General features: G+C 64.5%; 11 protein-coding genes. 4 read left to right on the top strand and 7 right to left on the bottom strand.

Annotated features, from left to right (window positions below):
* Positions 1–225 precede the first annotated feature (225 nt).
* Together ABNX08_RS12230 and ABNX08_RS12225 are read left to right on the top strand one after the other, a co-directional pair.
* Positions 226–921 (top strand): TetR/AcrR family transcriptional regulator, encoded by a 696-nt coding sequence (locus tag ABNX08_RS12230; RefSeq protein ID WP_022535508.1) that lies wholly within the window; start codon positions 226–228, stop codon positions 919–921.
* Positions 922–998: 77 nt separating this feature from the next.
* Positions 999–1,709, top strand: coding sequence for a Crp/Fnr family transcriptional regulator (locus tag ABNX08_RS12225; protein WP_051369763.1), 711 nt, complete (start codon positions 999–1,001; stop codon positions 1,707–1,709).
* 57 nt (positions 1,710–1,766) lie between these two features.
* Here ABNX08_RS12225 and ABNX08_RS12220 read toward each other — a convergent pair whose 3' ends face one another.
* From ABNX08_RS12220 to ABNX08_RS12210, 3 genes are read right to left on the bottom strand one after another with little or no spacing between them, the layout of a single operon-like run.
* A complete protein-coding gene (locus tag ABNX08_RS12220) occupies positions 1,767–4,013 on the bottom strand; it encodes a xanthine dehydrogenase family protein molybdopterin-binding subunit (protein WP_022535506.1) in 2,247 nt (748 codons plus the stop codon).
* Positions 4,014–4,023: 10 nt separating this feature from the next.
* Positions 4,024–4,497 (bottom strand): (2Fe-2S)-binding protein, encoded by a 474-nt coding sequence (locus ABNX08_RS12215; protein ID WP_022535505.1) that lies wholly within the window; start codon positions 4,495–4,497, stop codon positions 4,024–4,026.
* A gap of 58 nt (positions 4,498–4,555) precedes the next feature.
* Positions 4,556–5,650, bottom strand: coding sequence for an NADH:flavin oxidoreductase/NADH oxidase (locus ABNX08_RS12210; RefSeq protein ID WP_022535504.1), 1,095 nt, complete (start codon positions 5,648–5,650; stop codon positions 4,556–4,558).
* Positions 5,651–5,823: 173 nt separating this feature from the next.
* On the opposite strand from ABNX08_RS12210, the gene ABNX08_RS12205 reads away from it, so the two are divergent.
* Entirely contained in the window at positions 5,824–6,741 is a 918-nt protein-coding gene (locus ABNX08_RS12205; protein WP_022535503.1) for an AraC family transcriptional regulator, read from the top strand.
* A 52-nt stretch (positions 6,742–6,793) separates the two neighbouring features.
* Here the strand turns inward: ABNX08_RS12205 and ABNX08_RS12200 are convergent, their stop codons facing one another.
* Both ABNX08_RS12200 and ABNX08_RS12195 read right to left on the bottom strand, forming a co-directional pair.
* On the bottom strand, positions 6,794–7,693 hold the full coding sequence (locus ABNX08_RS12200; protein WP_349605997.1) for an alpha/beta hydrolase: 900 nt from the start codon (positions 7,691–7,693) through the stop codon (positions 6,794–6,796).
* A gap of 10 nt (positions 7,694–7,703) precedes the next feature.
* Positions 7,704–8,942 carry an MFS transporter gene (locus tag ABNX08_RS12195; protein WP_349605998.1) on the bottom strand — a complete coding sequence of 413 codons (1,239 nt, stop codon included), beginning with the start codon at positions 8,940–8,942 and terminating at the stop codon, positions 7,704–7,706.
* Positions 8,943–9,077: 135 nt separating this feature from the next.
* On the opposite strand from ABNX08_RS12195, the gene ABNX08_RS12190 reads away from it, so the two are divergent.
* Positions 9,078–11,030, top strand: a complete 1,953-nt coding sequence (locus tag ABNX08_RS12190; RefSeq protein WP_349605999.1) for a transcriptional regulator — start codon at positions 9,078–9,080, stop codon at positions 11,028–11,030.
* A gap of 164 nt (positions 11,031–11,194) precedes the next feature.
* On the opposite strand, the gene ABNX08_RS12185 is transcribed toward ABNX08_RS12190, so the two are convergent.
* On the bottom strand, positions 11,195–12,361 hold the full coding sequence (locus ABNX08_RS12185) for a hypothetical protein (RefSeq protein WP_022535499.1): 1,167 nt from the start codon (positions 12,359–12,361) through the stop codon (positions 11,195–11,197).
* A gap of 53 nt (positions 12,362–12,414) precedes the next feature.
* A complete protein-coding gene (locus ABNX08_RS12180) occupies positions 12,415–13,086 on the bottom strand; it encodes a hypothetical protein (RefSeq protein ID WP_022535498.1) in 672 nt (223 codons plus the stop codon).
* Positions 13,087–13,099: the final 13 nt, after the last annotated feature.

The following is a 13,099-nucleotide window of genomic DNA, read 5'->3' as shown; positions in this document are numbered from 1 at the left end:
CGTATCGATGGATTCTGGGGTGGCGTCTCCGGGTTTTCCCGGATATTGTTGGCTGGTTGCTAGGATTTCGAGGTATTCTTTCGAGGTCCGCCTGACGCCCGTTGGTGCGATGATTGAAAAATACATGGTGCAGATCGAAATGGCAACCTAAAATTGAGTAAAGCTCAAGTAAGGGTTGAGCCGGCCCTATAATCTCGCCTTCGGGCAAGCAAGGACTCAATCAAGATGGAAGACGTCACATCGCCCCGCCGTGTGCCGGCAGGCGCCAAGGCGGAGCAACGCATCCGGGACATCCTGCGCGTCAGCCGCGAGGTATTCGCCGAGCTCGGCTATGAGCGAACCACGACCACCGAGATCGCCCAGCGCCTGGGCATCTCCGAGGGCACGGTGTTCACCTACTTCCATGGCAAGCGCGAGCTATGCGCACGCGTGATCGAGGACTGGTATGACGAGATCATCGGCACCGTGGAACAAGGCATGCCGCACGGGCAGAGCACAAAGGTGCAGCTGGAGTTCTATGTCAGGACGCACTTGAGGCTGTTCCTGATCCAGGGAACGGGCTTGTGTGCGCTGGTGTTGTCGGAGGGGCGTGCCAAAGGGCCGGGGCTCGGAGAGGTGTTTGTACCGCTGCAGCGCCGCTATACGGCGCCGTTGATGGACTTGCTGGCGCGGGCGCGGGACAACGGCGAGATCCGGGATGACTTGCCGTTGAGCCTGTTGCGCTCGGCAATCCTCGGGCCGATGGAGCACATCCTGTGGGACGCAATCGCCCGGCAGCGGCAGGTGGATATCGAGAAGACGGCCAGGGATATGGTGGCGCTGTTGTGGCCCGCCTTGCTGCCTGTGGATGTCAAGGTGGAGAAGTTGCGGGCATTCTATGGAGAAGTCGGGGCGGCCTTGAGAAGGGCGGGCAACGCTTGACGCGCGGGGGCGCCTTGGAAGCGCCGGTCCACTAATCTAGTTCTTGCGAGGGACTCTTGCCGGATTCATACGCCGTCATGCGCGATCGCCTGCTGGAAGCGCCGTGGGCGCAACACCTCTCTGCAGAGCAGCGGGGGCGCGTTGAACGAGACACCCGCGTGTCGAGCTACGCCGCGGGGTCGCTGGTCTGCCAGCAAGGCGCAGCGGCCCTGCATTGGGTCGGCGTGCTGGACGGCATGGTGAAGGTCAATACCGTATCGCCGGATGGGCGGGGAACCACGTTTATCGGCGTTTCTACTGGCGGATGGCTGGGAGAAGGGGCACTGCTCAAGCACGAGCTTCGCCCCTACGAAGTGGTCACGCTGCGCGACAGCTGGATCGCGTTGGTGCCAGCAGAGACCTTTGACTGGCTGTTCGAAACTAGCCTGAGCTTCAACCAGTTTCTGGTGCGCCAGTTGAACGCGCGACTCGGCCAGTTTGTAGCGGTCGTGGAGAGTTACCGCATGCAGACAACCACGGCCCAGGTAGCCATTTGCGTCGCGGAACTGTTCAACCCGGCACTATGCACGGCTACGTCTGACGTCCTGCGGATTTCACAGGAGGAGATCGCACGCCTGTGTGGCCTGTCCCGTCAGGTCGTGAATCGCGCCCTGCATGAACTTGAGGCAACTGGCCTGGTTCGAATGCAATACGGCACGATCCATGTACTGGATGTCGCAGCCTTGCATGCGTTTGGACGAGGCATCGACCCGAGGCAGCAAGATCCCGCATCGATGCCCCAGGTCTGACGGCCACGCGCCGACAGCAGCAGGCAATGCCTGCCTGCCGTCGGCGGGCATTCACAATCAGGTCAGTTTGAAGGGAAGCTGGCGCAGCGGCTTGCCGGTGAGACGCGCAATGGCGTTGGCAAACGCCGGCGCCAACGGCGGCAGGCCGGGCTCGCCCATGCCCGTGGGTGGATCGGCGCTGGGCACGATGTGGACGTCGAACGCGGGGGTGTCGGTCATGCGCGCCACCGTGAAGTCGCCAAAGTTGCTTTGCTCGATGACACCGTCCTTCAGCGTAATGGCCGAGCCCGCCAGGCACATGGACAGCCCCATGACTGCCGCGCCCTGCACCTGTGCTTCCACGGTGCGGGGATTCACTACCAGGTTGCAATGCACGCCGGCGGTGACGCGATGCAGTTGCGGGCGGCCTTCCTTCACCGAGGCCTCCACGACATACGCCACCACGGAATCGAACGACTCATGTACCGCAACCCCCCAGGCGCGGCCGGCGGGCAGCTTCTTCTTGCCGTACCCGCTCTTGTCCACCGCCAGTTGCAACGCAGCGCGATGGCGCGGATGCTTGTCGCCGAACAGGCGCATGCGATAAGCCACCGGGTCTTGCCTGGTGACGCGCGCAATCTCGTCGAGCAGTGTCTCCATGACGTAGGCAGTGTGGGTGGACCCGACACTGCGCCACCACAGCACCGGCACGTTGGGCGTGGGGTGATGCACGGTCAGGCGCATCGGTAGCGGGTAGGGATCGCGCATGCCCTCCGTGGCCGTGGCGTCGATGCCGTTCTTCACCTGGAACTCCCCGAACACCGTGCCCGAGGTAATCGACTGGCCAACGATGACATGATCCCAGGCCAGCACCTTGCCTTGCTCGTCGAAGCCGATGCGCGCGCGATGCAGGTGCATGGGGCGGTAATACCCACCCTTGATGTCGTCCTCGCGGCTCCACAGCGTGCGTATCGGTGCCTTCATGCCGGCGGCGCGCGCGGCCCTGGCGATCGCGCAGGCCTCGACCACGTAGTCGCTCGTGCTCGCGAAGCGCCGGCCAAAGCCGCCGCCCGCCATCTGCACATGGATCTTCACCTGCTCGGGCTTGAGTCCAAGTGCGCGCGCGGCAGCGGCACCGTCCAGGCCGGGGCACTGGCTCCCTACCCACAGGTCGGCGCGCCCGTCGGACAACTGCACGGTGCAGTTCAGTGGCTCCATTGGCGCATGCGCCAGATAGGGAAACACGAATTCCGCTTCCAGCTTGCGCGGCGCGGTGGCCAGCGGCGCCATGTCCGCGTCGAACTGACGCCGGCCGGGCCGCGCCGCCAGTTCGCGGTACTGGGCCAGCAACCGTTCGCTGTCAGCCTTTTCGACTGCGGCCGTGTTCCATTGCAGCTTCAGCGCGTCGCGTCCTTGCCTGGCCGCCCAGAAACCGTCGGCGACCACGGCCACGCCTTCGCCACCGCGGTCAACCGGCACGCGCAGCACTGCCTTGACACCCTTGATGGCGCGTGCGGCGCTGTCGTCCACCGTAGTCAGTCGCGCGCCAAACACAGGTGGATGTGCCACCACGGCAGTGAGCTGGCCGGGCAGGCGTGTGTCGATGCCGAAGTCCTGGCGCCCGCTGCTCTTGGCACGCGCATCGATGCGCGTGGTGGGCGTGCCGATGATGCGAAAGTCCTTCGGGTCCTTCAGCGTGACCTTCTCCGGCACCGGCAGGGCCATGGCGGCCTCGGCCAGTTCGCCGTAGGTCAGCGTGCTGCCACCCGGACCCAACACCACCCCTGCGCGGGAGCGCAGCGTGGTCACGTCCACTTTCCATCGCGTCGCCGCCGCCGACAGCAGCATCGCGCGGGCCCGGGCGCCAAGCTCACGGTACTGCGTGAAGCTGTTCTTGACCGAATGCGAACCGCCGGTGAGATGAATGCCGAACAGCGGGTCGACGTAGGCAGCGTCGTTCGAGCCGTGCCGGCTGCGCACCAGGCTCCAGTCCGCGTCGAGCTCCTCGGCCAGGATCATCGGCAAGGCAGTCTGCACGCCCTGGCCGAACTCCAGCCGGTTGACGGTCACGGTGACCTCGCCGCCGGGAGCGATCTGTACAAAGGCCAATGGCTGCTGCGTCGGCTTCAGGGCGCTCGCGGCACCGCCGGCACTGGCGGCCTGCGTGATGGCCAGATGCGGAAATGCACCGAGCGCCAGGCCGGCGGAGCCGGCCAGCTTCAGGAAGCTGCGGCGCGGCAGCATGGCGGGTTCATCGCGCTGGCTCCGCGCCAGCAGCCGCTGCAGGTTGCGCGGCATTTCGCCGTGATCGAAACTGGGCAACATGGTGGATCCTTCAGGCGAGGGTTTTGGCGGCATCGGCCACCGCGGCGCGAATGCGGGGGTAGGTGCCACAGCGGCAGATATTGCCCGCCATGGCGGCGTCGATCTCGGCAGCGCTGGGTTGCTTGCCGCGAGGCAGGGATTTGAGGAAGGCCGTGGCGCTCATGATCTGGCCGCTCTGGCAGTAACCGCATTGCGCCACGTCGTGCTTGACCCAGGCCGCATGGACTGCGCTGCCGACCCGGTCGCTGCCACCGGTGGCAGCTTCGATGGTGACGATGGTCTTCCCTTCGGCGGCAGAGACCGGCGTGATGCACGAGCGGATGGCCTGGCCGTCCAGATGCACGGTACAGGCGCCGCACAGTGCGGCACCGCAGCCGAACTTGGTGCCGGTCATGCCAAGCGAGTCGCGCAGCGCCCAGAGGATGGGCGTGCCGGGATCGACATCGATCGTGTGCTTACGGCCGTTAACGTTGAGCGTGCTCATCGGGGATGGGTTCTCCGTAGGTGGTGGTCAGGGTACGAGTGCCGTGAATCGCCTGGCCTCAGCCCGCCCAGCTCTGCAACCAGAAGGCGTACGGCGTTGGCAGCACTGACGCCGCCTGCTCGACCTTGAGGTCCCGCGCCGCCTGGAACGGCCAGTGCGGATTCGCCAGCAAGGTACGGCCGAACAGCGCGAGGTCGAGCTGCCCCTCGCGAATCAGGGCGTCCGCCTCTGACGCACTCGTGATCTGCCAGCTGGTTGCAACCGGCAGTCCGGTTTGCGCGCGAATCTGTCGCGCGTAGGGAACCAGGAAGTTGGGTCCCCATGGCACTTGTTCGTCCGCAGTGGACAGCGCGAGTCCGACGTCGACGAGATCCAGGCCGGCATCCTTCAGCCATTTCAGGACCTGAACGGACTCCGCGAGTGTCTCGTCTTTCCGACCGTTGAATTCCACGACACCCAGGCGTGCCGTCAGCGGCAGGCTTTTCGGCCATACCTCTCTTACGGCGGCCACCGTCTCGATCAGGAAGCGAGCGCGATTTTCGAGGGAGCCGCCGTACTGGTCGTCCCGCGCATTGGTGAGAGCGGACAGGAAATTCTGCGCGAGGAAGCCATGGGCAAAATGAAGCTCGAGCCACTGGAATCCCGCCTGCAGGGCACGAGCGGCGGCATCCATGAAATGCTGTTGCGTGCGCCGGATGTCCTCCAGGCTCATCTCGCGCGGCATATGCAGGTTCGCGGGCATGAACGGCAGCGCGCTCGGCGCCACCGGCTGCCAGGCACGCGGATCGTTCCTGTCCAGTGGGGCACCGCCTTCCCAAGGGGGCGTGCAGCCGGCCTTGCGGCCGGCGTGACCGATCTGGATGCCGGCTACGGCGCCGGCGTCCATGATGGCCTTCGCCACCTCGGCAAGGCCTGCAATGTGCGAATCACTCCAGAGACCCACGTCACCGGGCGTAATCCGTCCCTCCGGTGACACGGCGGTCGCTTCAACGATCACGAGTCCGGCGCCGCCGCGCGCCAGCGAAGCGTAGTGGCTCTGATGCCAGTCGCTCAGATGCCCGACCTCGGCCATGTACTGGCACATGGGAGAGACGACGATGCGATTTCGAAGGGTGACTCCCTTCAATGCGTAGGGGGAGAAGAGGGACGACATCCGGCAAGCCCGTGGAGAGTAGCGACGGGGCCCAGTTTGAGGCAGGGTGTCTGAAAACTGTTTGCCAATTCCGCCCCACTTTTTGCCCGATCCGACGATTTCATGCCCGTCACGCCCGCCTGGCTTCGGGCCGGTGCTAGACTTCCTGCAGCAAAGGAGGGCGGAGCAGCAGCATGAATGCGCGTGACAAGACTGGACATCCTGGCATGGCTGCGGCCATTGACACCCTCGCCGAGGCAATCGGCCGAATTGCCCAAAATGACGGCGACTATTTCACCGGGATTCGGGGCCTGACAGTCCACCGCAGGAGCGCCAGCGCAGCGCCGATGCCATGCATCTACGGGTTCGGGTTAGGGGTGGTCGCCCAGGGTGGCAAGCAGGTCATGCTTGGCAACGAGGTGTTCAACTACGCTGCCGGACAATCCTTGCTGACGACAATCGACGTGCCTGTCGTGTCGAACGTCACGGTCGCTACGCCGGCCAAGCCGTTCCTTGGCCTGATGCTGGCGCTTGAGCCGCGCATCGTCATGGAACTGGCCGCGGAAATGGAAGGGATGGCGCCCCGGAAGGAGAGTCCTAATCTCGCAATTTCCGTTAGTGAGCTTGAGCCGCCTGTCCTGGACGCATTGATCCGGCTCGTACGACTGCTCGACGAGCCAGAACTCATGCCTCACGTCGCTGCATTGATTCAGCAGGAAATCGCCATTCGCCTGCTGGCCGGGGCCTATGGACCGCTACTTCGAAAGTTCGCGGCCACTGGCTCGCCAAGTGAGCAGATTGCCAGGGCAGTGGCGTGGCTCAAGCTGAATTTTGCACAGTCGTTCCAGGTGGAAGAACTCGCAGCCAATGCACACATGAGCCCGTCCACATTCCGCCAGCACTTTCGCGCGATTACCGGGACCAGCCCGCTGCAATACCAGAAACAGCTGCGCCTCCAGGAAGCACGCCAGTTGATGCTGAGCCAGAACCTCGACGCAGGAACGGCAAGCCTGCGCGTCGGGTATGAAAGCGCATCACAGTTCAGCCGGGAATATGCCCGGCTTTTCGGTGCTCCTCCCTTGCGGGATATCCAACGGATGCGCGTTGGCTGAAAGGGCAGCTTCTTTGTGAGGACTGCCCAACGGAGGGTGCATTCCCGCCTTGCTATGGGTGGCGTTCGAGAAATTCCCCGATCACCTGATTGACCGTGCCAGGATGGGTAACGGGGCCCATGTGGCCAAGATTCTCAAATTCCACCAGTTCAACACGGGGCAGTGCTGCGGTAAGCAGCCGTGCCACCCCATGCGCTGACGGGGTCGAGCGCTTGCCCACCAGGTAGAGCACCGGGACGTCAAATGAACGGAATGCCTGCAAGCGAGTGGGCTCTGTGAACAGCGCATGGGCCCATCTGCGGACATTCTTCACCGATGCGGCAATTGGCAGCCTGCGTTGTTCGGGGGTCTGCTTCCAGGCCCCGGTTCCCATCCAATAGTCGATAAAGCGCTCGGCGGCGGCGTCCTGGTTCCCTGCATCGAGGGCGGCGCCCGCGCCAGCGACGGTATTGCGGATGCCATCCGCCTCGTTCGGCGCGGGCATCTCCGCATCGAGCAGGGCAAACAGCGTTGGCTCGTAGAGGGCCAGCGCGCGCACGCGCTCAGGATTCGCCAGGGCCGCGATGAGTGCGACGGCGGCTCCGTATGAGTGGCCCACGAATGCCAGCGATGAGCCAGCCCTCCTGACCACCGGCTCGATGAGCGCCGCCTCGTCTCGCAGGCAAATGACCCGCTCCGAGGGCCAGTGTGGACCCTTGCCGGAATCATACGAATCCGGCGCAAGGACGTGGAACTTCGGTGCGAGGTGTTCCATCAGCGCACGCCATTGCCCGGAGTTGCTCGCATTCGAATGGATGCATACAACCCCGGGTCCGGCCCCCGCCTCGCGAAAGAAGGGCTCATGCTGGGGCATGCCTGTTGGCAGCGCGGTATTCACGGTATTCTCCGCTCGGGCAGCAGTATCCAGAGTCTGCTGCGGCAGGAGCGAGGATGTCGAGAGAAATGGACGCATGGCTGTCTCCTCAGGTGGGTTGGCGTATTGGGCTGGCAACGACAGGTACGGGGCGTACCTCCCGGATCGGCAAGTGAAGGGCGGCGGCAAACAAACAAAGTGCGATGTCTGCCAGCCACATCCAGTCATAGCTTCGGGTTGCTTCGAAGGCCTTTCCGCCGAGCCAGGCGCCGAGGAATCCACCGATCTGGTGCGAGAGCATGACGATGCCGAAGAGCGTGGCGAGATAGCGGGCGCCCAGCAGGTTTGCGACCAGGCCGATGGTCGGCGGGACGGTCGAGAGATACGTGAAGCCGAGTCCGGCGGCGAACAGGGCGAAGGCCACCGGTGTCTTCGGGGCCAGGAAGAACGCGAGGATCAGCACCGCCCGCGCCAGGTAGAGGGCAGCCAGCGCGTGTTTCATGGAGACCGTCTGGATGGCCTTGCCGATCGACAGGCTCCCCAGGATGTTGAACAGCCCGATGATGGCCAGCGACCACGCGCTGACTGTGGCGGGCATTCCACAAAGCGCCACCACGCCAGGCAGATGCGTCGAGATAAAAGCGACGTGGAATCCGCAGGCGAAGAAGCCGGCGTTGAGCAAGAGGAAGCCCGGATCGTTCAGCGCCCGGCGCAATGCCACGCCGATCGTGCATCCGCCGGCCACACCCGGAACAGAGGGCGCTGGCGCAGCGCGCGTGACGATCATGATTGCCGGGACCGCGGCCAGTCCCACCACGCCGAGGAGCACCATTGCCTGCTGCCAGCCCGCGGTCCCGATCAGCAACTGGGTGAGGGGCAGGATGGTGAACTGGCCGACCGAGCCGCCCGCATTGACGATGCCGCTCGCAACCGCGCGCTTCGCCTCGGGGATCAGGCGATTCGCTGCCGACATGAGCATTGCCGGGCCGATCGCGCCAGCGCCGGCGGCGCCCGCCACGCCGATCAGCAGCATGAGCATGAAGGCATTGTCCGAGACCGGCGTCGCTGCGATCGCGGCGGAAAAAAGGATCGCGCCTGCGATCATCACCCGACGCGGTCCCCAGCGGTCCGCGACAGCGCCGGCCACCGGCTGCGCCACGCCCCACATGAGCTGTGAGACGCCAAAGGCAAGGCTGACCGTGGCGTACCCGACGCCGGTATGGGAATTGAGTAAGCTGATGAAGAGCGGCTGCGCCTGGCGCAGGCCGAGCCCAAGCGCGAAGACCGCTCCCGCGGCGAGCGCGATGGTCAGATGACTGCGGCTGCGCACGTGCACGATGGTGTCCATGACTGCTTCTCCTTTTCCGTCCGTTCCAGGTCGTCCCGGTCCCGATCTTTTGCCGCGTGCGTGGTAGGCAGCGTGGGAATTGCCGTGGAATCAGATCGGCCGCCTGAAAACGGCCTCCCTCCGGTGCAGATTCAGATGCTTGGGCCGCTTCGCGTCCGGCAGCATGGCGTTGCCCTCTCGCTGCCGGCGTCCAGGAAGGTGCGCGCGCTCCTCGCCTATCTGGCGCTTGCGCCACGCCCGGTCTTGCGCAGCCATCTGTGCGAATTGCTGTGGGAGGTGCCCAACGATCCACGCGGCGAGTTGCGCTGGTGCCTCAGCCGGATCAGGAGGCTCGTTGACTCGGGCGAACGGCAGCGCCTTAAGACCAGCGGAGACACGATCTGGCTCGACCTCGCCGATGGTTTCGTCGATGCGCTCGAGATCGCTCATGCGCTCGAGGCAGGCGTCACGGCACTGAGCCCGGAGCGGCAGAGAAGCATTGCGATGCTGTTCGAAGGGGATTTCCTGGACGGTCTGGAACTTGCCCGCTGTCCGGAGTTCAGCGCGTGGCTCACCGCGCAACGCCGGCGCTTTCGTGCTTGCCATACCGCACTGCTGGAGAATCTGGCGAAGCGCGCTGCCGGCGAAGAGACGTTTGAGTATCTGGACAAGTGGCGCGAGCTCGCGCCATTCGACCAGCAAGTCCACGCGACCATTCTCGCCGCGCTCGCCCGGCAAGGCCGCATTCGCGAAGGGGAGGAGCATGTGGCGACGACCGCCAGGCTGTTCGAGGCCGAAGGCCTCGATAGCAGGCCGATCCGCAACGCCTGGCGGTCGGCCGTGACAGCGACGGTGGTCGAGTTCGAAGGTCGCGCAGAGGTCACCGAGGTCGCCCAGGTCTCCAAGGTCGCCGCAGCGATTCCCCGGCACGGCTCCATCGCAGTCATGCCGTTTGTCGATGCTTCCACCGAGGCCCTGGCCCGCGGCGGCGTGGCCGATGCGCTGGCGCACGATGTCATCACGCGGCTCGCCAAACTGCGCAGCCTGTTTGTCATCGCACAAGGGACGGTGTTCACACTGCATGAGCGGCACGTCGGCGCGGAAGAAGCAGGCCGGACCCTGGATGTCGACTACGTCGTGGGCGGATCGGTGAGCACGCGCAACGGGCGCCTCACGGTGACCGTCGAACTCGCCGAGACGCGCAGCGCCCGGATCGTCTGGGCGGACACCTTCCACCATAAGCTGGACGATGCTTTCCTCGTGCTGGAGGAGGTCGGCAACCGGATCGTCGCTTCCATCGCCAGCGAGATCGAGATCCTCGAGCGCAACCGCGCCATTCTCAAGCCGCCGAGTTCCCTCGATGCGTGGGAGGCCTACCACTGCGGCCTGTGGCATATGTACCGGTATCGCAGGGAAGACAACGAGAGGGCCCGCCATTTCTTCCAGACTGCGCTGCGGCTCGACCCAACCTTCTCGCGCGCCTACGCCGGACTCTCCTTCACGCATTTCCAGGACGCGTTCCAGAATTGGGAGAAGCGCGGGCCGGAAATCGACAAGGCCTACGGCGCCGCGGCGCAGGGCCTCATGGTCGACGACCGCGACCCTGCGGTGCACTGGGCGATGGGTCGTGCGCTCTGGCTGCGGGGCCGCCCCGAAGAGTCCGTCGCCGAACTTGAGCAGTCCATCGATCTCAGCCCGAACTTCGCGTTGGGTCACTACAACCTGTCATTCGTCCGCTCGATTTCCGGCGACCCGCAGGCTGCCATCGCTTCCTCGGACCTCTCACGCCAGTTGAGTCCTTTCGATCCCATGCTTTTTGGCATGCTCGCCACCCGAGCGATGGCGCTGGTCCGTCTCGGGCGGTTCGAGGAAGCGGCCGGCTGGGCCGTCAAGGCAGCCGCGCGGCCCAACGTCTTTCCGCACATCCACGCGATTGCTGCCTGCACGCTCGCGCTCGCTGACTCGCTGGACCAGGCGCGTTCCCAGGCCGCTGCGATCCGCAAGATCGCCCCAGGCTACAGCCTTGCCGAATTTCTGATGACCTTCCCTTTCGATCCAGAAGGCGAAGCGCTATTCCGGGAAGGCGCCAGGCGCATTGGGATGGCGTGAGCGGCACGGAAGTTCGGGGCCTGCGCAAGTTGCCGGCCGCAAGGGAGGATGTCAAGAGCCCATCGATTCGGGGACTCTCTGTCACTAAGTTGCGTTGCTCCGGTGGGGAGATGGCGGACATTGCATTCGCCATCTCGCCTGCCAGTTGACAGGCAGCCTTGCCGTCAGGCCGGCCGTTTTGCCCCACAGTCGCCACAGAACAGGTCATCGGCCGCCATGGGTGCATGGCAGCTACCGCAGGCCAACGCCACCGTTGCAGGCGCAGCCACTTGCGCAGCCTGCACCGCGGGCCTGGCTTGTGGCGACGCCTTCGTCTCACGCATGCCCTCCACGGCGCGATCACGCGCTTGTTCCGCCTGCCGCTTGGCTTGTGCCATGCGCTCCTTCAGCATCGCTTCCGAGTCCGAGAAGTCCATACCGTTGACGGTCTGCAGATAGATCAGGCAAGTACCATTGATAAAGGTGAGGAACGGGATCACCAAGGCAATTGTCAACAGCAAGCCCGCGCCAAAGCCAAACGACGAAGCGTAGGCCATGCCTTCCTGCAAGGCTGCCATGTCACCACGGCCAAAGCCGCCGCCGTAGCTGCGACCAAACGGACCCAGGAAGCCAGAGAACATCGACATCAGCGTGCTCATCGGACTGGCGCCAACCGCGCTCGACAGCGACGTCGCCATCATGGCCCCATAGGCCAGAATGCCAAAGACCACGATCGACAGCACAGCCACCAGCACCAGCAGCAGGAACATGTTCACGATCACCTGCAGCAGCCGGTGGCGGCTGATCTGCATCAGGCGCGCCACCGTCTGCACCGCCGTGTTGCCCTCCCAGATAGCCGGCGCGGCCAGCGGGTAGCCCACGTACCACAGTCCCGCGGAGGTCACGCCAACGACCACCGCTACCACCGGAAACGCGAACGCGTACAGCAGTGGCCCCAGCCCGGGGATCTTGCACAGCAGGAAGATCAACAGTCCAGCGAGCAGCACGGCCAGGTAGCCCAGCAGCAGCAAGATGCCAACGCCAAGGAACCTGTGCGCGGTGAACACAGCCTGCAGCACCGCATCGACAAAGCCGATAGTATGACCCTGCGCCTGCCGCATCAGCGTGATGCCCACGGCGGAATACCCCACCAGCATCACCCCCAGCGTGACCAATCCCAACACCAGCCCCAGGAAGACGCTGTGGGCAATCGTGTACTTGGTGAGCATGCCCGCAATCAGCGTCGCCACGCCCGCCATGCCGCACATCGCCAATGCGCGCCAGTTTGTAATCGCCTCAGCCGCTCGAAGCAGGGCGTAGGGCGCCGCTGCAGCTTTTTCGCTTGTTGTCATGAACTTGGTTTATCCGTATTGTTATTGGCTCTGCGGTTGCTTCGGTGATCGACTCAGTGGTCCAGCATGGCAACGGTGAACGTGTCTCCCACCCGCGCCAGCTGCAGGTGGTTTTCCCGGCTAATGCCAGGCTTGCCATTCAGCACCACCTGGCTCTTCAGGCGATAGGTGCCCTGCGGCGCGCCGGACGGCAGCCTCAACGTGAAGCTGTTGTCATACTCACCGCTGCCCGACGCCGCGTTGACGATCTTCTCGCCACGCTTGAACTCCTCCCCGGACGGCGCGTAAACGGTCAGGATCTCCTTCACCTCCTGAACCGGTTCATTTGTGCCAGACACGGCGCGGATCGTCGATTGCAGCTTGATCGCTTCGCCAGCCTTCACCGCACCACTGGGGGTAACAATGGTGTTGTACGCATTCACCTCGGCAGTGCGGGGCAGGCGATTGCGATTGTTCACCTTGTACTCGCGATCCACCTCCGCCGCAGTCTTGGTCTGCCGCGTGGCAACCTCAATCACCGAGCATGCAGCCAGGCCGGCAGCTGCACCGCCAATGGCGCCCTTGGTGCCGCCGATCAATGCGCCCACAATGGCACCACCCGTGCCGAGCGCCGCGCAGCGCAGGACCGTGTCACTGGCGACGGTGCCTTCGCCACCCTGGGTTGCACAGCCGCTGGCCAGTAGCGTGCCAAGGGCCGCCACAAGAATCGTCTTCTGGAGTTTCATGGTATTGCTGGTA

The sequence above is a fragment of the Cupriavidus sp. DF5525 genome, assembly GCF_040149425.2.
Lineage (GTDB): Bacteria > Pseudomonadota > Gammaproteobacteria > Burkholderiales > Burkholderiaceae > Cupriavidus > Cupriavidus pickettii_A.
This window is presented reverse-complemented; position numbering and strand designations above follow the sequence as displayed.